The organism is Marimonas lutisalis (genome assembly GCF_005434965.1).
GTDB lineage: Bacteria > Pseudomonadota > Alphaproteobacteria > Rhodobacterales > Rhodobacteraceae > Marimonas_A > Marimonas_A lutisalis.
In genome coordinates, this window is sequence record NZ_SKCI01000003.1 from 333,950 (window position 1) to 355,309 (window position 21,360).

Annotated in this window: 24 protein-coding genes; 13 read left to right on the forward strand and 11 right to left on the reverse strand. The window is 63.8% G+C overall.

The window, feature by feature from the left end; translation table 11 throughout:
• Positions 1–22 precede the first annotated feature (22 nt).
• The 3 genes from hutU to hutI are packed head-to-tail and all read right to left on the reverse strand — an operon-like array spanning position 23 to position 3,680.
• Complete coding sequence (gene hutU / locus E0501_RS14765) at positions 23–1,696, reverse strand: urocanate hydratase (protein ID WP_137702149.1); 1,674 nt, start codon at positions 1,694–1,696, stop codon at positions 23–25.
• Positions 1,693–2,475 (reverse strand): N-formylglutamate deformylase, encoded by a 783-nt coding sequence (gene hutG, locus E0501_RS14770; RefSeq protein WP_137702355.1) that lies wholly within the window; start codon positions 2,473–2,475, stop codon positions 1,693–1,695. Before hutG ends, hutU begins: the two co-directional genes overlap by 4 nt.
• Before the next feature lie 2 nt (positions 2,476–2,477).
• Entirely contained in the window at positions 2,478–3,680 is a 1,203-nt protein-coding gene (gene hutI, locus E0501_RS14775; protein ID WP_137702150.1) for an imidazolonepropionase, read from the reverse strand.
• A gap of 72 nt (positions 3,681–3,752) precedes the next feature.
• Here hutI and E0501_RS14780 point away from each other — a divergent pair, with 72 nt between their 5' ends.
• From E0501_RS14780 to E0501_RS14790, 3 genes are all read left to right on the forward strand, one after another.
• Positions 3,753–5,117 (forward strand): formimidoylglutamate deiminase, encoded by a 1,365-nt coding sequence (locus E0501_RS14780; protein WP_137702151.1) that lies wholly within the window; start codon positions 3,753–3,755, stop codon positions 5,115–5,117.
• Positions 5,117–5,815, forward strand: a complete 699-nt coding sequence (locus E0501_RS14785; RefSeq protein ID WP_193555903.1) for a GntR family transcriptional regulator — start codon at positions 5,117–5,119, stop codon at positions 5,813–5,815. Before E0501_RS14780 ends, E0501_RS14785 begins: the two co-directional genes overlap by 1 nt.
• A 248-nt stretch (positions 5,816–6,063) precedes the next feature.
• On the forward strand, positions 6,064–7,452 hold the full coding sequence (locus E0501_RS14790) for a multicopper oxidase family protein (protein WP_137702152.1): 1,389 nt from the start codon (positions 6,064–6,066) through the stop codon (positions 7,450–7,452).
• A 54-nt stretch (positions 7,453–7,506) separates the two neighbouring features.
• Here the strand turns inward: E0501_RS14790 and E0501_RS14795 are convergent, their stop codons facing one another.
• Genes E0501_RS14795 through E0501_RS14805 form a run of 3 tightly spaced genes read right to left on the reverse strand, consistent with a single transcriptional unit; the run spans position 7,507 to position 10,395 of the window.
• Entirely contained in the window at positions 7,507–8,988 is a 1,482-nt protein-coding gene (locus E0501_RS14795; protein ID WP_137702153.1) for a tripartite tricarboxylate transporter permease, read from the reverse strand.
• A 13-nt stretch (positions 8,989–9,001) separates the two neighbouring features.
• On the reverse strand, positions 9,002–9,445 hold the full coding sequence (locus tag E0501_RS14800; protein ID WP_137702154.1) for a tripartite tricarboxylate transporter TctB family protein: 444 nt from the start codon (positions 9,443–9,445) through the stop codon (positions 9,002–9,004).
• Positions 9,446–9,447: 2 nt separating this feature from the next.
• Positions 9,448–10,395: a Bug family tripartite tricarboxylate transporter substrate binding protein gene (locus E0501_RS14805; RefSeq protein ID WP_137702155.1), complete on the reverse strand. Its 948-nt coding sequence runs from the start codon at positions 10,393–10,395 to the stop codon at positions 9,448–9,450.
• Between the two features lie 613 nt (positions 10,396–11,008).
• Here E0501_RS14805 and E0501_RS14810 point away from each other — a divergent pair.
• Genes E0501_RS14810 through E0501_RS14825 form a run of 4 tightly spaced genes read left to right on the forward strand, consistent with a single transcriptional unit; the run spans position 11,009 to position 13,549 of the window.
• Entirely contained in the window at positions 11,009–11,314 is a 306-nt protein-coding gene (locus E0501_RS14810; RefSeq protein ID WP_137702156.1) for a BufA1 family periplasmic bufferin-type metallophore, read from the forward strand.
• Between the two features lie 56 nt (positions 11,315–11,370).
• Entirely contained in the window at positions 11,371–12,225 is an 855-nt protein-coding gene (gene bufB, locus E0501_RS14815; protein ID WP_137702157.1) for an MNIO family bufferin maturase, read from the forward strand.
• A complete protein-coding gene (locus tag E0501_RS14820) occupies positions 12,222–12,980 on the forward strand; it encodes an HvfC/BufC N-terminal domain-containing protein (protein WP_137702158.1) in 759 nt (252 codons plus the stop codon). The genes bufB and E0501_RS14820 overlap by 4 nt, the downstream gene beginning before the upstream one ends.
• Positions 12,977–13,549: a DoxX family membrane protein gene (locus E0501_RS14825; protein WP_137702159.1), complete on the forward strand. Its 573-nt coding sequence runs from the start codon at positions 12,977–12,979 to the stop codon at positions 13,547–13,549. The genes E0501_RS14820 and E0501_RS14825 overlap by 4 nt, the downstream gene beginning before the upstream one ends.
• Positions 13,550–13,595: 46 nt before the next feature.
• On the opposite strand, the gene E0501_RS14830 is transcribed toward E0501_RS14825, so the two are convergent.
• Positions 13,596–13,964, reverse strand: coding sequence for a hypothetical protein (locus E0501_RS14830; protein ID WP_137702160.1), 369 nt, complete (start codon positions 13,962–13,964; stop codon positions 13,596–13,598).
• A gap of 42 nt (positions 13,965–14,006) precedes the next feature.
• The gene (locus tag E0501_RS14835; protein ID WP_137702357.1) at positions 14,007–14,321 is read right to left on the reverse strand and encodes an arsenate reductase family protein; all 315 of its coding nucleotides are present in this window, start codon (positions 14,319–14,321) and stop codon (positions 14,007–14,009) included.
• Positions 14,322–14,525: 204 nt separating this feature from the next.
• Between E0501_RS14835 and E0501_RS14840 the strand changes: the two genes are divergently transcribed.
• The gene (locus tag E0501_RS14840; protein ID WP_137702161.1) at positions 14,526–14,732 is read left to right on the forward strand and encodes a cold-shock protein; all 207 of its coding nucleotides are present in this window, start codon (positions 14,526–14,528) and stop codon (positions 14,730–14,732) included.
• Positions 14,733–14,780: 48 nt separating this feature from the next.
• Here the strand turns inward: E0501_RS14840 and E0501_RS21170 are convergent, their stop codons facing one another.
• Entirely contained in the window at positions 14,781–14,948 is a 168-nt protein-coding gene (locus E0501_RS21170) for a hypothetical protein (RefSeq protein WP_161594627.1), read from the reverse strand.
• Between the two features lie 363 nt (positions 14,949–15,311).
• A complete protein-coding gene (thyX, locus tag E0501_RS14845) occupies positions 15,312–16,220 on the reverse strand; it encodes an FAD-dependent thymidylate synthase (RefSeq protein ID WP_137702162.1) in 909 nt (302 codons plus the stop codon).
• A 313-nt stretch (positions 16,221–16,533) separates the two neighbouring features.
• Between thyX and E0501_RS14850 the strand changes: the two genes are divergently transcribed.
• From E0501_RS14850 to E0501_RS14870, 5 genes are read left to right on the forward strand one after another with little or no spacing between them, the layout of a single operon-like run.
• Positions 16,534–17,379: a HupA family protein gene (locus E0501_RS14850; RefSeq protein WP_137702163.1), complete on the forward strand. Its 846-nt coding sequence runs from the start codon at positions 16,534–16,536 to the stop codon at positions 17,377–17,379.
• Complete coding sequence (locus E0501_RS14855; protein ID WP_137702164.1) at positions 17,379–18,731, forward strand: porin family protein; 1,353 nt, start codon at positions 17,379–17,381, stop codon at positions 18,729–18,731. Before E0501_RS14850 ends, E0501_RS14855 begins: the two co-directional genes overlap by 1 nt.
• 50 nt (positions 18,732–18,781) lie before the next feature.
• Positions 18,782–19,210 carry a VOC family protein gene (locus E0501_RS14860; protein WP_137702165.1) on the forward strand — a complete coding sequence of 143 codons (429 nt, stop codon included), beginning with the start codon at positions 18,782–18,784 and terminating at the stop codon, positions 19,208–19,210.
• A 5-nt stretch (positions 19,211–19,215) separates the two neighbouring features.
• A complete protein-coding gene (locus tag E0501_RS14865; RefSeq protein ID WP_235857868.1) occupies positions 19,216–19,932 on the forward strand; it encodes a DUF1194 domain-containing protein in 717 nt (238 codons plus the stop codon).
• Entirely contained in the window at positions 19,929–20,639 is a 711-nt protein-coding gene (locus E0501_RS14870) for a DUF1194 domain-containing protein (protein ID WP_137702167.1), read from the forward strand. Before E0501_RS14865 ends, E0501_RS14870 begins: the two co-directional genes overlap by 4 nt.
• Before the next feature lie 199 nt (positions 20,640–20,838).
• Here E0501_RS14870 and E0501_RS14875 read toward each other — a convergent pair whose 3' ends face one another.
• On the reverse strand, positions 20,839–21,336 hold the full coding sequence (locus tag E0501_RS14875) for a MarR family winged helix-turn-helix transcriptional regulator (protein WP_407943441.1): 498 nt from the start codon (positions 21,334–21,336) through the stop codon (positions 20,839–20,841).
• Positions 21,337–21,360: the final 24 nt, after the last annotated feature.

The window sequence follows — 21,360 nt, forward strand, 5'->3', positions numbered from 1 at the left end:
GCGCTTCGCCGCACCGCCCGCCTCAGTTGCCCAGGATCCCCGGCAGCCGCAACCCGTGCTCTTTTGCACAGTCGATGGCCGCCTCATATCCCGCGTCCGCATGCCGCCACACGCCCGAGGCCGGATCGTTCCACAGCACCCGTTCCAGCCGTTTCGCGGCCTCCGGCGTGCCATCGGCGACGATCACCACGCCCGCGTGCTGGGAAAAGCCCATGCCCACGCCGCCGCCATGATGCAGGCTCACCCATGTCGCGCCGCTTGCCGTGTTGACCAGCGCATTCAGAAGCGGCCAGTCGCTCACCGCGTCGCTGCCGTCCTTCATCGCTTCCGTTTCGCGGTTCGGGCTCGCAACCGAGCCTGAATCAAGATGGTCGCGCCCGATCACCACGGGCGCCGTCAACTCACCGCTCGCCACCATCTCGTTGAACTTCAGTCCCGCGCGGTGCCGGTCGCCCAGCCCGATCCAGCAGATGCGCGCCGGCAGCCCCTGGAAGGAAATCCGCTCCCGCGCCATGTCGAGCCAGTTGTGCAGATGCGTGTTCTCCGGAAACAGCTCCTTCATCGCCTGGTCGGTCCTGTAGATATCCTCGGGATCGCCCGACAGCGCGCACCAGCGGAACGGCCCCACCCCCTTGCAGAACAGGGGTCGGATATAGGCCGGCACGAAACCGGGAAAGGCAAAGGCGTTTTCCAGCCCCTCGTCCAGCGCCACCTGGCGGATGTTGTTACCGTAATCCAGCGTCGGCACACCGTCGTTCCAGAAATCAACCATCGCCTTCACATGCACCTTCATGCTGGCGCGCGCTGCGCGTTCCACCGCCTTCGGATCGCTCTCGCGTTTGTCGCGCCATTCGGCCAGGCTCCAGCCCTGCGGCAGGTAACCGTTCACCGGGTCATGCGCGCTGGTCTGGTCGGTCACGATATCGGGGCGCACGCCGCGCCTGTGAATTTCCGGAAACACGTCGGCGGCATTGCCCAGAAGCGCGACTGACTTCGCCTCGCCCGCCTTGGTCCAACGCGCGATCATCTCCAGCGCCTCGTCCAGGCTCTCGGTCTTTTCGTCCACGTACCGCGTGCGCAGGCGGAAATCGATGCTGTCGGGGTTGCACTCCACCGCCAGGCAGCAGGCCCCGGCAAAGACGGCGGCCAGCGGCTGCGCGCCGCCCATGCCGCCCAGCCCCCCGGTCAGGATCCACCGGCCCGTCAGGTCGCCGCCGTAATGCTGGCGGCCGGCCTCGGCAAAGGTCTCGTAGGTGCCCTGCACGATGCCCTGCGTGCCGATATAAATCCACGATCCGGCCGTCATCTGGCCGTACATCATCAGCCCCTTTTTATCGAGCTCGTTGAAATGGTCCCAGTTGGCCCAATGCGGCACGATGTTGGAATTGGCGATCAGAACGCGCGGCGCATCCGCATGCGTCCTGACGATGGCAACGGGCTTGCCCGACTGCACCACCAGCGTCTCGTCGGCCTCCAGGTCCTTCAACCCCGCGACGATCCGGTCGAAATCCTCCCAGGTGCGCGCCGCCCGCCCGATGCCGCCATAAACGACCAGTTCATGCGGGTTTTCCGCCACGTCCGGATGCAGGTTGTTCATCAGCATCCGCATCGGCGCCTCTGTCAGCCAGCTTTTCGCGGTGATCTCGGGGCCGGTGGGCGGATAGATGTCACGAAGGTTATGGCGCGGGTTGGTCATGCGGGCCTCCAGCGGATCAGGGTTTCAAGAATGGTCTTCAGATGCACGCGCAGCCGGTCCGCATGCTCGGGCAGATAGGTCCAGGGCGGGCGCTCCTGCATATAGGTCGATTGCGCCAGCTCCATCTGGATCGCGTGCATACCATCCTGTGGGCGGCCGTAATGCCGGGTGGTCCAGCCACCCTTGAACCGGCCGTTGCGCACGCTGCGATAGCCCTCGGCGCTCTCGCAGATCGCCGCCACCGCCGCCTCGATCCTGGGCGCGCAGGTGGCGCCGGAATTGGTACCGATGTTGAAATCCGGCAGCCTGCCCTCAAACAGGAACGGAATCTCCGACCGGATCGAGTGGCAATCGTAAAGGATCGCGAAACCGTGCCGCGCCTTCACCCGCTCCAGTTCGGCCGCCAGCGCCGCATGATAGGGCGCGTGATAGGCGGCTTTTCTACGCGCGATCTCCCCCGCGCCGGGCGCCTGCCCCTCGCGCCAGATATCGCGCCCGTCGAAATCCGTCAGCGGGCACAGCGAGGTGGTGTTCTGGCCGGGATAGAGGCTCGCGCCGCCCGGATCGCGGTTCACGTCGATCACGTAGCGATGAATGCGCGTGCGCACCGTGCTCACACCCTCGGCCAGCCCGTCATAGAGGTCGTGAATATGCCAGTCCGTATCGGCCAGTGCGCGCCCCGTCTCGTTCAGCGCATCCTCGATCCTGTCCGGCACCTCGGTGCCGGTATGCGGCAGGCCCAGCACAAGCGGGCTCTCGCCCCGGGTGATCTCCAGAATGCTCACAACACCCCTCCGTAAATGCGGGCGTGCAGCGGGTTCACCCCGATGCGATAGCTCAGCTCGGCCGGGTCTTCCACGTCCCACACGGCCAGATCGGCCCGCTTGCCCCGCGCGATCACCCCGCAATCGCCCAGCCCCAGCGCCCGCGCCGCGTTGCGCGTGGTGCCCGCCAGCGCTTCGGACGGGGTCAGCCCGAACAGCGTGCAGGCCATGTTCATCGCCAAGAGAAGCGAGCCCATCGGCGACGAGCCGGGGTTCCAGTCCGTCGCCACCGCCATCGGCACGCCGCGGGCGCGGAACGCGTCCACCGGCGGTTTCCGCGTCTCGTGCAGCGTGTAGAACGCGCCGGGCAGCAGCACCGCGACACTACCCGCCTCCGCCATCGCCGCGGCGTCCGCCTCATCGGCATATTCCACGTGATCCACCGACAGCGCGCCATAACTGGCGGCAAGCTTCGTGCCGCCGATATTCGACAACTGCTCGGCATGAAGCTTGACCGGCAGGCCCAGCGCGCGCGCCCGGTCAAAGACCCGCGCAATCTGGCCCGTGTCGAACGCGATCCCCTCACAGAACCCGTCCACCGCATCGGCCAGCCCCTCGGCATGCGCGGCCTCCAGCGCAGGCAGGCAGACCTCGTCGATATAGGCATCGGCCTCCATGCCCTTTGGCACGGCATGCGCGCCAAGAAACGTGGTGACAATACGCACCGGCCGCGCCTCACCCAGCCGCCGCGCCACGCGCAGCATCTTCAGCTCGGTCTCGATATCCAGCCCATAGCCCGACTTAACCTCGATCACCGCCACCCCTTCGGCAATCAGAGCATCGACCCGCCGCAATGCCTGCGCGTAGAGCTGCTCCTCGTCCGTGTCGCGCGTCGCCCCCACGGTCGAGACGATCCCCCCGCCCGCACGCGCCACCTCCTCATAGCTGGCCCCCTCCAGTCGCATCTCGAACTCGCGCGCGCGGTGGCCGCCATGCACCAGATGCGTGTGGCAATCGATCAACGCGGGCGTGACAAGGCGGCCTTCAAGGCTGCGGCGCGGCATTTCGTGACAGGCCTCGGGCAGATCCACGCCCGGCCCCACCCACTCAACCGCCCCATCGCGCACCGCGATGGCGCCCCCCTCGATCAGGCCATAACCTCCGGCCGCATCGGCCATCGTCGCGATCCGCGCATTGATAAACAGCTGATCCCCGGGCATGGCATTTCCCTTGAATTAAATCCTGCTTATCAATATTAAGTAACTACATATTATGTCAACCTGGAACGCCCCATGCAAAAGATCCACGCAAACCATGCGCTTACGGAAAACGGCTGGGTTGAGAATGTGGCGATCACCATCGACGGCACCGGCCGAATCTCGGCGGTGGATACCGGCGTTGCCCCCACGCCCGGCGCCCTGGACCTTGTCCTGCCGGCGCCCCTGAACCTGCATTCGCATGCCTTCCAGCGCGCCATGGCCGGTCTCACCGAAACCCGCGGCCCCGATCCAAGCGACAGTTTCTGGACCTGGCGCCGCCTGATGTACCGCTTCCTCGACCGGCTGACGCCCGACCATGTCGAGGCGATCGCGGCCCTGGTCTTCATGGAAATGCTCGAAGCGGGCTATGGCGCGGTGGCCGAGTTCCACTACCTGCACCACGCCCCCCGGGGCACCGCCTATGATGACATCGCCGAAATGGCCGGGCGCATCGTATCGGCGGCGCAGGCCACCGGCATCGGGCTCACGCTCCTGCCCGTGCTTTACACCCATGGCGGCTGTGACCGGCGGCCGCTTTCGGGCGGGCAGCTGCGTTTCGGCAATGACATGGACCGCTACACGCAGCTGCATCAGGCCTCCCGCCGCCTGATCGAAACCGCCCGCCCCGATGATGCCATCGGCGTCGCGCCACATTCGCTGCGCGCCGTCGATCCCAACGGCCTGGCGCAGGTCGCCGCCCTCGGCACCGGCCCCGTGCACATGCACCTGGCCGAACAGCAGGCCGAGGTCGACGAGGTCCAGGCCCACCTCGGCGCGCGCCCCACCGAATGGCTCCTTGCCAATCACCACGTGGATCAACGCTGGTGCCTCATCCACTGCACCCAGATGACAGGCGGCGAAACCCGCGCGCTCGCGCAAACCGGCGCGGTGGCCGGCCTCTGCCCGATCACGGAATCGAGCCTCGGCGACGGCATCTTCAACGGCACCGAGTTTGCCACCGCCGGCGGGCGCTTCGGCGTCGGCTCCGACAGCAACATCCACATCGCGCTCTTTCACGAACTGGCCACGCTCGACTATTCCCAGCGCCTGCGCGATCACAGCCGCGCCGCCCTCGCCGCGCCGGACAGATCCACCGGGCGCGTCCTCTTCGATCACGCCAACCGCGCCGGCGCGCAGGCCGGCGGCCGCGCGTCGGGGCAGATCGCCCCGGGCGCCTGGGCCGATCTCATCGGGCTCTCCACCGACAATCCCTGGCTCTGCCACCGCACCGGCGATACCGCGCTCGACAGCCTCATCTTCACCGGCCGCGGCCAGGACTGCATCACCGATGTCTGGAGCGCCGGACGCCATGTCGTGCAGGGCGGCCGCCACATTGCGCGCGAAACCATCACCCGCGATTTCCTGCGCGTCATCGCCGAGCTTGGGCAGGACATCTGATGCCCGACACACGGCGCAGCTGGAAAGAGGTGCGCGACCGGATTCACCAGAAGATCCTGTCGGGTCAGGTCCGCCCCGGCGACAAGCTGCCCCGCGACGCCGATATCGCCGCGGAAATGAACTGCGCCCGCACCACCGTGCAGCGCGCGATGCAGGATCTCGCCGACAGCGGCCTTGTCGAGCGCCGGCGCAAGGGCGGCACCCATGTGCGCCGCGATCCCGTCACCCGCGCCACGCTCGACATCCCGATCACCCGCAACGAGGTCGAGCAGAAGGGCAACACCTACGGCTATCAGCTGATCGGCCGCGAAACCCTCGCACCGCCGCACAGCGTGCAGGCCGCCTTCGGCCAGAACCTGCCTGGGCCGATGCTGCACGTCCAGGCGCTGCATCTCGCCGATGCCCGCCCCTACATCCTTGAAGACCGATGGATCTGCCTACAGACCGCGCCCGAAATCCTCGATGTCGATCTGTCGGAAACCAGCGCCAACGAATGGCTGGTCATGAACAAACCCTATGACGACCTCACCCTGCGCTTCTACGCTGAAAAGGCCGATGAAAAGCGCGCAACCCTTCTGGGAACCGATCCCGGCGATGCGCTCCTTGTCATCGAGCGCACCACCTGGATCTCCGGCGCCCCGATCACCACCGTCAAATCCAGCACCGAACCCGGGTATCAGCTCATCAGCCGGTCCTGAGCGGCGCAGCCCGACAGGACAGAGCCGCAGTCGTCCCGGCCGAAGCAGACCGATGGTGCAGCGCGCCCGTTCACCCAGACGTGACGCTGTCCGGCTTGACACTCCATCAGCTGGAAGCATTACAAATCCGCAGAAACGCAGCGCTGGATCTTGCGTGCCACATGCACGCGCTATCGGGCGACGGCCTCGTTGTATCAGTCTCTCATTCGAGAGCAGGTTTGAAACATGTCTTTCACCAGGAGAGCACGATGCCCGGCATCACCCGTCGCCAATTCACGCAATCCGCCCTTGGCCTCGCGGCCGCCACGGCGATCCCCGGCGGCGTGCATGCCGCCGCGGGCGATCGCCTCGTCGCGCGGCCAGGCACGGCGCGGCTGGCGCCCGCCGCCTACCCCGAGACCCGGATCTGGGGCTATGACGGCACCGTTCCCGGGCCCATGGTCCGGGCCCGTCAGGGTGACAGGCTGGCAAGACAGTTCGTCAATGAACTGCCCCAGCCCTCAAGCGTGCACTGGCACGGAATTCGTATCGCCAACGCCATGGATGGCGTGGCCGGCATGACGCAGGACGCCGTCGCGCCCGGCGCCGAATTTCTCTATGATTTCGTCCTGCCGGATGCCGGCACATACTGGTATCACCCCCACAACCGCACCTGGGAACAGATGGCGCGCGGCCTTTACGGCGCGCTGATCGTCGATGAAGCAGGCGGCGCACCTGAGGTCGACCGCGACGAGGTGCTCCTGATCGACGACTGGCGGCTGACGGATGACGCCCAGATCGCACCGGGGTTCGGCGCCATGCATGACTGGGCCCATGCCGGGCGGCTGGGAAACTGGATCACCGTCAACGGAAACGGCGCCTGGTCGCAAAAGGTGCAGCGGTTCGCCCGGCTGCGCCTCAGGCTGGTGAACACCGCCAACGCCCGGGTGTTCACCCTCGAAACCCGCGGTCTCGATGGCTGGCTGGTCGCGCTTGATGGCATGCCGCTCGACCGCCCCGAGCCTCTCGCGCGCCTCACCCTGGCGCCCGCGCAGCGCGCCGACCTGATCGTCGATGTCGTCGCCGACGAAGGGGCCGAAGCCTTCCTTGTCAGTTTCGAACGCGACGGCGGCTACGCAATCGCGGCCTTCCCGGTGGAAGACAGCGCGCGGCAGGCGGCCCTGCCCGCGCCCGCGCCGCTGCCACCCAACCCGGTTCCCGCCCTCGGGCCGCTTGCCCAGGCGCGGCGCGCGACGCTGCTGATGGAAGGCGGCGCAATGGGCAGCATGCGCGGCGCGATGATGAACGGCCGGCAGATGGAGATGCGCGACCTGGCCGCCGCCGGCAAGGTCTGGGCGTTCAACGGCATGGCCGACATGGGCGACACCCCGCTGATCGAGGCGCAGCGCGGCGAAACGATCGTTCTGGCCCTCACGAACGATACCGCATGGCCGCACGCCATGCACCTGCACGGGCACCATTTCCGGCAGGTCGCGGCCGACGGCACGATGGGCCCCTTGCGCGACACCCTGCTGATGAACCGCGGCGAAACCGCCGAGATCGCCTTCCTCGCCGACAACCCCGGAGACTGGCTCCTGCACTGCCACATGCTCGAACATTCGGCCGGCGGCATGATGACCTGGCTGCGCGTGGCATGACGCCCCGCGCCCGCCTGGGCCGTGCACGGGCCGTGGCGCGGTCCACCCGGCGGTCTAGCGCGCTTTGGTCCCGCGCAGACGCCGGATATGGCTGACCAGCGGCGGCAACAGCAGAACCAGGATAATCAGCCACATCACCTTCGCGATCTCGCTTTGGAAAAAGATCGTGGGCGACCCCTTGCCGATGATCATGCCCTGCGAAAAACCGCCCTCGGCGATCGGGCCCAGGATCAGCCCAAGGATCAGCCCCTCGAGCGAAAAGCCGAGTTTCTTCAGGAGCAGGCCGAAGACCGCGAAGGCGATCATCAGGTAGATGTCGAAAACCGACTGGTTGAGCGCGTAGGACCCCAGAACCGCGAAGGCGCAGACGACCGGCACCATCACCGAGGGCGGGATCAACGCGATGCGGGCCAGGTAGGGCGCGAAGGCCAGGCCGATGATCAGGAAGGTCACGTTGGCCACGAACATCGACAGGATGAACGGATAGGTGCGGTCCGCGTAGATCGTGAACAGCTCGGGCCCCGGGATCATCCCGTGGATGATGAACGCCCCCATCAGCGCCGCGGCAACCGAGTTTCCGGGGATGCCAAGCGTGATCGTCGGCACCAGCGACCCGCCCACGCACCCGTTGTTGCCCGCTTCGGCGGCGGCGACACCTTCGGGATTGCCCTTGCCGAACATCGCCTTCGCCTTCGAGACCTGCTTGGCGAAATTGTACGAGATGAAGGCGGCGATGGTCGCACCCTCGCCCGGCAGGATACCGATCACCGTGCCCGTGCCCGACCCCAGCGCCATGAACTTGCCGATGCCTTTCGGCAGTTTCGCGCGTTTGCGCGCGCCACCCAGCGCCGAGGTGTCGATCGGTGCGTGGTCGCGCTGGCCGGCAAGTTCAAGCATCTGGATCATCGAAAAAAGGCCGATCAGGGCCGGCATGAAATCCACGCCGTCGATCAGCTCGACCAGGCCGGCGGTATAGCGCAGGCTGCCGGACATGTCGTCGGTGCCCACGACTGCAATGATCATGCCCAGGATGCCGGACAGGAGCGCCTTGATCAGCGACGTGTTCTCATCCGCGATGGAAATGATCCCGGCCAGGCCCATGATGGCCAGAAGAAAGGTTTCGGCCGGTCCGAAATTAAGCGCCTGCCGTGCCAGAAGCGGGGCGAAAAGCAGAAGGATGAAAACCGAAAACGTGCCTCCGGTGAACGACGCCACCACGGAAGTTTTCAACGCAAGCCCGCCTTCGCCGCGGCGGCTCATCGGATAGCCTTCGATCGCGGTGGCCACGGCGGCCGGGGTGCCGGGCGTGTTGAGAAGGATCGCCGGGATCGATCCGCCATACATCGCCCCGCAATAAATCCCCCCCAGAAGCATCAGCCCCAGCGTTGGGTCCATCGTGTAGGTAAATGGCACCAGCAACCCCACCGCCATGGTGGCGGTCAGACCGGGCATGCCGCCCACGACGACCCCGGCAAACGTGCCGATGAGGATTGTCAGGAGAGCGGGCAGCGTGAAGACAACGGAAAGATATTCCATGCGTGTCGGTCTTTCAGAAACGGGGGCCGGGCAACGTCACACCCAGGAGCGCGATGAAGATGAGATAGACAAAGGCCAGCAGGCCGATCGTCGTCAGGGTGATCAGCACCGGGTTGCGCTGGCCGAGCATGATGGCCACCAGCGGGATGAAGACCGCGGCGGGGATGAAGAAGCCCAGCTTCTTGAAGCTCAGGCCAAAGGCCACGAGCGCGGCGATCAGGCCCAGAAAGCGCGGCAGGTGCTCGGTAAGCGAGAGCCTGTCTTCACGGCCGTCGCGCAGAAGGCTGATGCCCAGCTGAACAAGGCTCAACCCTCCGAGGCAGACGGCGAGAAACCTCACGTATTTCGCAGAGGTCTTCTGCGCGATGCCGGGGTAACTGTCGGTGCTGAGATAAAGCAGCACCGACAGCAGAATGAACCCCGCCAGCACGAGGCGGTCAACGGTTGCCCTGCTCATGTTTACCAGGGCGCCGCGTCATAGACCTCTTGGGTTTCGGCCTGCAGCTGCTGCAGATAGGCCGTGTAGTCGGGCCCGCTCATCGGCAGTAGGGCAATCTTGCTGGCCGCGGTTTTTTTCTTGAATGCCGGGTCGGCCAGCACGTCAGCCAGCATCGCATCCAGCTTCGACTGAATGCCGGCATCGATCCCGGCCGGCGCGACAAAGCCGCGGGTTGCGCTCATGTAGACTTCGAAACCCTGTTCCTTGGCCGTCGGGATCTGGTCCGCCGAGGCATCGCGCGCCTCTGTCAGAATGGCGATGATCCGCGCGTCACCCGCGTTGTGCTGTGCGATCATCTGCGACAGGTTCATGAAGGCCGCGTCCACGTGCCCCCCCAGGATGCCGGCCTTCTGTTCGGTCGAACCCTTCGTCGGCAGCAGGTTGAAGGTGACGCCGGCCTGCTTTTCGAACGCCTTCGCCGCCAGGAAATCGTCGGAACCGATGCCGTTGACCGAAACGGTCAGATCGCCGCCTTTCGCGGCCTCCGCCAGGCCGGCCATCGACTGGATCGCGCTATCCTTGGGGACGGCGACGATACCGGCATCCTGCGCGACATTGCCCATGATGTGAAAGCTGTCGAGCGTATAGTCGGCACGCCCCGAAACGACATGCGCCACCATCTGCGGCGTGAAGTTCATCCCGATCGTGTATCCGTCCGCCTCGGCGCGCGCGATCGCTTCAAAACCCTTCTGACCGCCAGAGCCGCCCATGTTGTTGATGACGAACTCGAAGCCTTCGTATTTGCTTTCCGCAACTTCGGCGAAGATACGGGCGGTGGTATCCGTCGACCCGCCCGCTTTCGATGGCACGATGATGGTTACCGCCTGGTCGGGATAATCGGCTGCAAAAGCGGCCGTTCCGACAAGCATGGTTCCGGCCAAGCCGGCCGCGATCAATTTCCTGATCATAGAATTCCTCCCAGAATGTTGTTCGAAGGATAGTCGGGGAAACCAAATGCAAGATCAAGAATATTAAATATGCATGCCCCGGGGCCGGGATCGATCGGCAATCCCCGGGCGACGCGCCTTTCGCCGCGCTTGACCCGGACAGACGCGACCGGCCCGGTCGGGCGCTCGGGGCATTGCCTGCCCCACCCCGGCGAACGGTGCATTCATGAATTTTGCCTTAACGATTGCCGCGGTGCGGCGGTGTACGGATGTCAGCCGGGCGGCAGCCGGGTGTCACCCTGCCCTTCAGGATGGCCCGGCCCGCGTTAACCCCACCGTTCTGCCGCATCGCCGCAGGCCGCTTTGCCGCGCACGTATCGTGGGATCGGAATATCAAACTGTAACATTCCACTTGGGGAAGCTTTATGCCAGATATATTTTTCTCGCACCAAATCCCTTGTTTTTCAGTAACTTGGCGGATTTCGCCTGTAACATCCGCTCACGCGCGCCGCCTCTGTGCTGACGCTGGCGTGATGCACGCCCTCGTGAGTGGTTCGTGACGAAACGCCGCGGTTACCAATCTCCCATCGCAAGCCCGCGATCCGAATTCTCAACGCTTCAAAGGGAGATACCAATGTCGAACCCCATCAAAACCGCAGCCCTCCTCGGCGCCGTCGCCACCGCGCTGGCAACCCACGCCACCACCGCCTCGGCCGCCGAGCAGGAGAAATGCTACGGCGTGGCGCTGGCCGGCCAGAACGATTGCAAGGCCGGCGCCGGCACCTCCTGCGCGGGCAGCTCGACCGTCGATTACCAGGGCAACGCCTGGAAACTGGTCGACAAGGGCACCTGCGCCACCATGGAACTGCCCGCCATGGCCGACGGCACCGCGCGCATGGGTTCGCTCGAAGAGCTCGACCGCGACCTGCCCCAATCGTGAATCCCTGATGGCGGGCGGGGTCTGGCCCTGCCCGCCAAGCCACCAGGATGTCCGCCATGCTCGATCAGACCCAGCAAAACACCCTGCCGCCCGCCCCCGGTGTCGGCTACAAACCCCAGCATTATGCCGCGATCCTGAGCGATCCCGGTCCCGTCGGCTGGCTCGAGATCCACGCCGAGAACTACATGGGCGACGGCGGCCGCCCGATCGCGCAGCTGCGCCATCTCAGTGAACGGTTTCCGATTTCCGTCCATGGTGTCGGTCTCTCGATCGGGGGCGAAGGACGGCTTGACCCCGATCACCTGGCGCGCCTGCGCCATCTCTGCGACTGGCTGCAACCGGCCAGCTTCTCCGAACACCTCGCCTGGTCCACGCATGACAGCGCCTTCCTCAACGACCTGCTGCCTTTGCCGTACACCTCCGAAACGCTGCTAAGGGTCGCCGATCACATCGACCAGCTGCAGCAGGCGCTCGCCCGCCCGATGCTGCTGGAAAACCCGTCAAGCTATCTCGCTTTCGCCGAAAGCACCTGGTCCGAACCCGAGTTTCTTGCCGAGATCGCCCACCGCACCGGATGCGGCCTTCTGCTCGACGTCAACAACGTTTTCGTGTCGGCCACCAATCTCGGGTTTTCACCGCAGGGCTATATCGATGCCTTCCCCCTCGACCGCGTAGGCGAAATCCACCTGGCCGGCCATGACACGGACCATGACGATCACGGCGCACCACTGCTGATCGACAGCCACGGCCGCGAAGTGGCCGATCCCGTCTGGACACTCTTCGACTACACGCTCGCCCGCTCGGGCCCGCGCCCCGCCCTGATCGAATGGGACAACGACGTGCCCGACTGGCCCACCCTCGCGGCCGAGGCCGCGCGCGCCGCACACGCCCTCGCCCTGGTGCCCGCATGACCCGCCAGGCCCAGTTCCACGCCGCGATCCTCGATCCCGCACAGCCCGCCCCGCCCGGCCTGACCGACGGTCAGAACCGCCCGGCCGGCCGCCGCTTCTCGGTCTATCGCAACAATGTCACCCATTCGCTGACCGAGGCGCTGGAACAGACCTTCCCGGTCATCCGCAAACTGATCGGCGCCGAAGGTTTCGCTCGGCTGGCCCGCGCCTACCTGCGCGCGCACCCGCCCGCATCCCCGGTCCTTTCGCGCTACGGCGCCAGCTTCCCCGCCTTTCTCGACGGGTTCGAACCGCTCGCGCATCTGGGCTATCTCGGCGATACCGCGCGGCTCGAACGCGCGCTGGTCGACAGCTACCATGCCGCCGATGCCGCCTCGCTCGATCCGGCGGTGTTTTCCGAAACCGCGCCTGACGCCCTGCCCGGCCTGCGCCTCACCCTCGCACCGTCCGTCCGGCTCGTCCGCTCCGCGTGGCCGATCCACGCAATCTATCGCTTCAACACCGAAGACGGGGCGCCGCAGCCCCCGGCCACGCCACAGGACGTTCTCATCACCCGGCCGGATTACGATCCGCGCCCGCGCCTCCTGCCGCCGGGCGGGGCTACCTTCGTCACCGCCCTGTTTCAGGGGCATGCCCTAGGCCAGGCCGCCGGCACAGCCACCGAAACCGCGCCCGATTTCGATCTCGCAGCGGCGCTTGGCCTTCTGCTCTCTGACAACGCCCTCATCCACGCAACCCTGGATAGCCCCGAATGACCTCCCTGATCTCGCTCTACGCCGCCGCCTGCGCCCGGCTCGACCGCGCCGACTGGCTCCTGCCCACGCTCGCACGGCTGCTCTTCGCCGCGATCCTGCTGGTATATTTCTGGAAATCCGCGCTGACCAAGCTCGGCGACAGCCTTTTCACCCCCTCGCTCGGCGCCTATGCCCAGATCTTTCCCCGCGCGATGGAGGCTGCGGGCTACGATGCCTCCCAGCTTGCACTCTTTCACCGCACCGTCGTGCTTGCCGGCACATGGGCCGAATTCCTGCTGCCCGCCCTGCTGCTGCTGGGCCTGCTCACGCGCCTCGCCGCCCTCGGCATGATCGGCTTCATCCTCGTGCAGACGCTCACCGATCTCTTCGGCCACGGTGTCCTCGGCGAGCCCGCCAGCCTCGGCGCCTGGTTCGACAACGCCCCAGGCAGCCTGATCCTCGATCAGCGCGCGCTATGGGTTTTCCTGCTTCTCACGCTGGTGATCAAGGGCGCCGGCCCCCTTTCGCTCGACCACCTTTTCGCGCGGCCCTTGTCCCCGACCGCCGATCCGGTCCCTTCATCTGACTGAAAATACCTCGGGGAGCGCGAGGGGCGGCGCCCCTCGCCTGCGCCGCTCAGAAATGCGCCTTGGGCTCGTCGGGCTTGCCCGCCGCCAGCGCCAGCAGCCCGCCCAGGATGCAGAACCCGATCGGGAACATCGTGAACACGCCGAACCCGAACGCATGATAGACAAGACCGCCGGCGATCAGCATCAGCACCCCGCCCCACAAGGCGCGCACCTTGGCCATCGCACCGCCGGCAATCGCCAGGATCGGCGCCAGGAAACTGGTGATCCGCACCAGCTGCACATTCTGCACCTCGCCGAACATCTCACCCACTTCCGCGTGGTTGGCCGTCACTTCCGTGTAGCCATAGGAAAAGAACCCGATCACCATCGCGATCAGTCCTCCGATGATCCCCAGCATCAAGGCCGCGTTGCGCATGTATGCACCTCCGTTTATTCCAAGATAGGCCGCCTGCGCCCCTTATCCAAGCAGCGCCGCCTGAACCGCCTTGTCCCATCCCAGGTAAAGCTGCCCTCCGGCCTCGATCAACGGCCTTTTCATCAATGCGGGATGCGCCGCGATCAGCTCGGCAACCGTGCCCTGGCGGTCATCCTCGCTCAGGTTGCGCCAGGTGGTCGACCGGCGGTTGAGCAGGTTTTCGCCGAAATCCGCCAGCGCCTTTTCCATCACCTCGGCCGGAACGGCGCGCTCGCGCACGTCGATCAATTCGGCGTCACCCAATGATTTCAGTGCCTTGCGGCAGGTATCACAGTTTTTCAGCCCGTAGATTTTCATCATCGCCCCCATGTCCGCCATGCAGAATTTCGCCGCCCTTCTTCTCCGTTTCGCTTGCTTTTTACAATAGCGGTGCAATCATCGGGGTCGGGCGACTTCGTATTTCAGACGTCTGCCGGATGCCCTGAGGTCCGGGTTCGCCTTTCAACACGACCGGTCCAGGCCATGCGCCGGGACCAAAGAAGACCTGAAAGGAGACGCGGCATGCCAAACGGCACCGTGAAATGGTTCAACACCACGAAAGGATACGGGTTCATCGAGCCCGAAGACGGCGGCAAGGACGTGTTCGTGCACATCTCTGCCGTGGAACGCTCGGGGCTGACCGGCCTCGCTGACAATCAGAAAGTCAGCTACGAACTGGCCGAGGGCCGTGATGGCCGCCAGATGGCCAGCGACCTCAAGCTCACCTGATCTCGCCACGCTGAAATGAAAAGGGCGCCTCCGGGGCGCCCTGATCCGTCATTGGGTGTAGCAGCCCTTCATGCCTTCCGGGCAATAGGTCTTGGCCACGCGGCGCACATAGCGCTTCTTGGCCTTGCGCACCGGGTGGGGATTGGCCTGCTGATAGCTTATGCTCTGGTTCGGCGTGCCACAGCAGATCACCCCGCCCACGACCACCGGCTGCAACCCGGCCGGACAGTTGTTCTCCGCCCCGGCATAGCCTTAAATCGGCATCTCCGCCGCAGCCGGCACCGCTCAAAGCCTCAGCGCTGCAGCATCCATGAGAAGTTACGCAACTGGCAATACCAGCAATATCCATAGCATTCGTCGCTTCCTTGCACCAAGCGGCACAGCTTCGGTTGTTGATTACCTCGAAAGCCGGCGCGGGCGCCCCGCTCCATCGCCGATCAAGCTTTCAGGATGCCGCCGGTCCGCACGAAATTTTTGCGCAGGAAAAACACACAGCTTTCTTGCGGACTCACCATCCAGACAGCGCCGCTTTCTGACTATGCAACCAATTGGCAACAGCCGCGCCGCGCAGAGCCCAGTTCACCCCTTGAGCATCCCTTCGAACTCGCGCCATTCGCGCGCGCTCATGCCGCTCGTCTCAGCCGTCACCTCTTCGCCCGCCAGCATCCGGCGCAGCGCGTCCACCATCTGCGCGCTCAGCGTCACCGCACCCATCCGGTAATCCTCGAACGCCTTGTAGGCGAACGGCACCCAGTCGGCGACGACCTTGCAGATCGCCTCGGCATAGACACGGATCTCGTACTGTGCATGCGCATCCGCCCGCAGGCGCAGGAAATGCAGCAGGTTGTGCAGGTCAACCTTCCAGTACCACTGGGTATAGATATTCGCCGGCAGGTTCATCCGCGCCATTTCGCGCGCCAGCCCCGCCTGCCCCTCGTCACTGATCATCTCTTCGTAATGGTCGTAACAGCGCGCCGCGTCGCCCTTCAGGATCTCCAGCACCTTTGCCGCTTCTTCGTCCGACAGCACTTCGCCCCGGCCCTGATTGTTGACCACCGATTGCGCCGCAAGCGCCTCGCGCGCGGGGATATAGAATTCGCGGTCCAGGATCGAATAACGCGCCGAGTATTCGTTCACATTCGCCGTGCGGTGCCGGATCCATTGCCGCGCCACGAAGACCGGCAGCTTCACATGCAGTTTCAGCTCGCACATCTCGAACGGCGTCGAATGCCAGTGCCGCATCAGATAGCGGATCAGTCCCTCGTCATTCTGGACCGATTTCGTACCCTTGCCATAGCTCACCCGTGCCGCCTGGCAGATCGCCGCGTCGTCGCCCATGTAATCGATCACCCGGACAAAACCATGGTCCAGAACCGGGATCGCCGAGTAGAGATGTTTCTCCATCCCTTCGCTCACCGCCCGCAGCGTCTTACTCGGGTTTGCGCGCAACGCGTCGATTTCGGCCTGTTGTTCGGGGGTGACGCTCATTTCATGGTCCTTTGCCTCAGAATCGCTAAATGAAACTATATATTGTGGCCACCCCTTGCGGAACCGCAGTAAAACGCGAAAACGCGAGGCTTCAATACAACGCTAAGGCAAATATTGTGTCACTCTGTCCCTCAGATCAATTGACTTTACTGCCCAAACTGTAACACCCTGCTTTCAAATTTCGGGCTTCTGTGGCAGTGGAAACCGAAGCCCCGTAACACTAAGCAGTGAGGCAGTTATGTACCTGACAAAGCGCATATTTTCGGTCTCGGCCCTATGCCTATTGACAGCATGTGGCAGTACAAACCCCTTCATGGATGACACGAACGACAATGCCCCCCCCAGCGACAATGTGCCCCCAGACGAAGGCCCGGGAGACACGTCTTCAAATAGCCTTTTTGCAACGGCACTCAATGAAGACCTTACCATGAACTCGCTAGAGTATAGAGACAACGGCACAGTAGACCCATCAGATGACACGCTTCTGATAAACAATCTGCCATTCGACAATACGAATGAGTCGGAAGGTGGATACACATACACAGAGCCTCCTTTACCCAACGGCTTCTCACGCTACGAAAGCCCAATAGTCCCTGTGGGCGAAGTACAATACTTCGCCGTCTTTCGCCGAAGCGGTTACGCGCAAGTTGGCGCCGTGGCGAGTGGAGATTACGCTAGTTACGGATATGGCGGAGCTGCTGCCCAACGCTTTGACGCTGCTGGAGTTCCTGCTGAAAGAGCAGAAGCGTATTCTTTTTCCGGGGAATATGCGGCTGTGCGGGTCACTGATGGAACAGACGTCGTAGAATACGTTACCGGTGAAGTGAATTTGCAAGCGGATATCACAGACTTCGATAACATTGGAGCGGTTGTAGGCGATATTACCAATCGACAGCTTTACGATGTGAATGGCAATCAGCTCTTGGTATTGACTGATGTAGTTAATCTAGACGTAGCTGAAATCGATTTCTCAAACGCTGCAATTCGTTCTAGCGACGCCAACAATGGCTCTGGGGGCTTATCGGGAAGTTGGCAAGGCATTTTTGCCGGTCCGAATGGCGAGGAAATCGCTGGAATCGTTGTGCTTGAAGGCACTGCAGAGAAGCCTAATCCCGTTCGAGAAACCGGGGCGTTTATCGCTGCCCAACCGGATAATTGATGCGCCTACTTCGGTTTCTGGCTTTTGCTATCCTAGCGAGTTTATTTTGCCACTCAGCCGCGGCAAAAACCGAAGTTGATGTTCCGACTGCAAAGCGTCTTGCCTTACTCCTCGCAGAAAATCGACAGCCACGCGCGGCTCGTTTAATCGCTATCGAGCTCTTGAAACGCTACCCGGATGATCCGGAGATTCTTACCGCTCTGTCGATAGCTGAGCGTGGCTTGGGAAACTTCGAAGCAGCGACAAGAGCTGGTCGCCAAGGCTACAAAGCCGCTCAAACAGGAATGAAAAAGTTTGTAGCAGCTCGTGCTACAGCTCAAGCACTAGCTTCTGCTGGCAGACACACGCTAGCGCAGCTGTGGTTGCGCCGGGCTGCACACCATGCTCCAAATCAACAAGCTAAATCATCGATTCGACGTGACTATAGCTACGTGCGCTCTCGCAATCCGTGGAACTTCGCTTTTTCCGGTTCGGTTGCCCCAACAGACAATGCAAATGATGCGCCAACCAGCAATGAGATCATTATCGGCGGCCTCTTTTTTTCTGACCCAACCGCCTTGCCGATTCCGGGAACACAGCTGACTTTCTCTGCCCAAGCTAGCTACCGCTTACCAGCAACCGAACATCACCACAGCCAATTCAGCTTGAGCTACTACGCAAGACGAGTATCGCTTGGGCGAGAAGCCAAAACCATCGACCCCACATTGCGGAACCATGATTTCTCGGCGGACCGTGTGTCTCTTGGATGGTCAGCGAGGTTTCGTTTTGGTGGAATTACTGGCATTCTGGACACCAACGCACGACTGTTTTCGGACTGGAACGCCGGCCAGCATTCCCAGATTGGTCAGCTGCTTACAGCTGGCTATACCCTCCCTATTTCCAAAGACCAGACGGTTCGTTTCGGAGCCGAGCTGGAAAACCTCAATCGCATCGATCGACCAATCCGATCATCTCTAACGAAAAGACTGCAACTCAACTGGATGAAATCCCTTAGGAACCGCGACAGAGTAGGGCTATCGATAACCTTATCCGACACAGATAGCCAATCATTCGCCGTTGCGCACAAATCCGCAAAAGTAAGCGCTCAATACAACTTTGGAAAACCGCTCCTCGCATTAAGACTGGGAGCTATAGCGGAAGCCAGTACCGTTGTGTTTGATACTCCCCTCTACAGTTCGGAACGGCGACGGGACCAGTTTGTTTCGGTTGGTCTCACCGCAACCATCCCCGATCTAAGCTTTTTCGGTTTCGAGCCCGTTATCGAGTTGAGGCACGAGCGGAATATTTCCAACGTTTCTCGTTTCGACACGCGATCCACAGCAATTGGTCTTTCCATAAAATCAAGTTACTAGTCGCTGACGCACAGATGTTAGTCTGACCTCACAACAAACACGGAGCGGAAATGCACATCAAATACCTGCACACCATGGTCCGGGTGAAGGACCTTGAAAAATCCATGGCCTTCTACGAATTGCTGGGCCTGAAAAAGACCCGCCACTACGACAGCGAAGAGGGGCGCTTTTCGCTCATCTTCATGGCCCCGCCCGATCAGCCGGAATGCCCCGTCGAACTGACCTACAACTGGGATGGCGATGATGGCCTGCCCTCCGACAGCCGGCATTTCGGCCACCTCGCCTACGAGGTCGGCAATATCTACGAAATGTGCCAGCACCTGATGGACAACGGCGTGACCATCAACCGCCCGCCGCGCGATGGCCGCATGGCCTTCGTCCGCTCGCCCGACAACATCTCGGTCGAGTTGCTGCAGCAGGGTGATCCGCTCCCGCCCGAGGAACCCTGGGCCAGCATGGGCAATACCGGCCACTGGTAATCCCCGTGCGCCCGCGCGCCCTGTGTCTCGCCGCCGCCCTGGCGCTCCTGCCTCTGCCGGGGCTGGCACAGGGGTGCCGGCTGGCGCTTGCGCTGGCGCTCGATGTCTCCTCTTCGGTCGACGCGGCCGAAGACGCGCTTCAGCGCGGCGGGCTGGCCGCCGCGCTCACCGCGCCCGAGGTGGTGCGCGCCGCCTTCTCTTCGCCGCGCCCCGTGGCACTTGCGGCCTATGAATGGTCCGGACGTGGGCACCAATCGATCGTGCTGAACTGGACTCTGTTGCACGGCCCCGAGGACCTTGCGCAGGCCGCCCGGGTGATCGCCGACAGCCGACGCGCCTACGACACGTTCGAAACCGCCATGGGCCACGCGCTGGCCTTCGGTGCGGCGCTGCTCACCCGCGCGCCGGACTGCGATTTCCAGACCATCGACCTCTCCGGTGACGGCCGCAACAACGATGGCTTCGGCCCGCGCATCGCCTATACCGATCCCGCCTTTGCGCGGATCACGGTCAACGGGCTCGTCATCAACGCCGCCGACTTCGAGGGCGAGCTGGACCTGATCGACATCTTCCGCCGCGAGGTGCTGCACGGCCCCGGCGCGTTTCTCGAAATCGCGCAGGGCTTCGACGATTTCGAACGTGCCATGCGCCGCAAGCTCGAACGCGAGCTGCGCGGCCAGGTGATCGGCGTCCTGCCCGCCCGGCAGGGGCCACCGGGATGATCCGCGCCGCCTGCCTGTGCCTGCTCCTGCTGGCCGGCCCCGGGGCCGCACAATGCCGGCAGGCGCTGGCGCTTGGCCTCGATGTTTCGGGCTCGGTCGACAGCGCCGAATACACGCTGCAGCGCCGGGGCCTTGCCAATGCTCTGCGCCACCCCGAGGTGGCCCGCGCCCTTCTGGCCATGCCCTCCGCACCGGTGCGCCTGATGGTCTATGAATGGAGCGACGCGGGCGCGCAGCGGGTGATCCTGCCCTGGACCGCGATCACCGACGCTGCGGCCCTCCAGCAGGCGGCGGCGCGGCTCGAAAGCCTGCCCCGCGCGGCCCTGCCGCCTTCGACCGCACTGGGACAGGCGATGCGCCACGGCATCGCCCAACTCGCCACGCAGCGCGACTGCTGGGCGCGCACGCTCGACATCTCGGGAGATGGCAAATCGAACAGCGGCCCCCGCCCCGGCCCGATCCGCGCCGAGGCGCGCGCCGCCGGCGTCACCATCAACGCCCTCGTGATCGGCGCCGATGCGCGCGCCTCGACCGATACGCGCTACGTGGAGATCGGCGAACTGGTGTCCTATTTCCACGCCTATGTCATCACCGGGCCCGATGCCTTCGTCGAAACCGCGCTTGGTTTCCAGGATTACGAGGCGGCGATGGTGCGCAAGCTCAAACGCGAACTTCGTGGCCTCGTTCTGTCGCGGACCCACCCCTGAGGCAGCACCGCGAAAACCGGCGGCGTATCAGAATTTGCGCCGCGCTGGCGCGCGTCGCGGCGGGGCGGGGCCTCGCTCCGCTCGGCCCCGCCTCTGATCGGACCCGTGGACCCCTCCACCAGCCGATCGCGCGCGGTACTGTTTCGCGCATGAGTATTTTCACCAAGAAAGAGCCGCATGCGACCCGGATGGCAGCCCGTCAGTAAATATAGCGGATCTGGTCGCTCCAGTAGCGTTCGACCCGTTTCAGCACGCCGGTGATCTCCTCGATCCCCTCGGGGCTGACCACAGATTTCGACACCAGCCCTTCGGCATGGCGGGCAAAGAGCCGCGCCACGACCTCGCGGATCTCACGGCCCTTTTCGGTCAGCCGCACCCGGACAGAGCGCCGGTCGATCTCGCAACGCTGGTGATGCATGTAGCCCATGTCCACGAGTTTCTTGAGGTTGTAGCTGACATTCGAACCCTGGTAATAGCCGCGCGTCTTCAATTCGCCGGCGGTCACCTCGTTGTCGCCGATATTGAACAGCAACAGCGCCTGCACCGCGTTGATCTCCAGAACGCCGACGCGCTCGAACTCGTCCTTGATCACATCGAGAAGCAGCCGGTGCAGCCGCTCCACCAGCGACAGCGCCTCAAGATAGCTTCCCATGAAGCCGGTCCCGGTGCCCACGTTCATCGGCATATGCATACTCATCATCGTCTCCGTCGAAACTGCTCG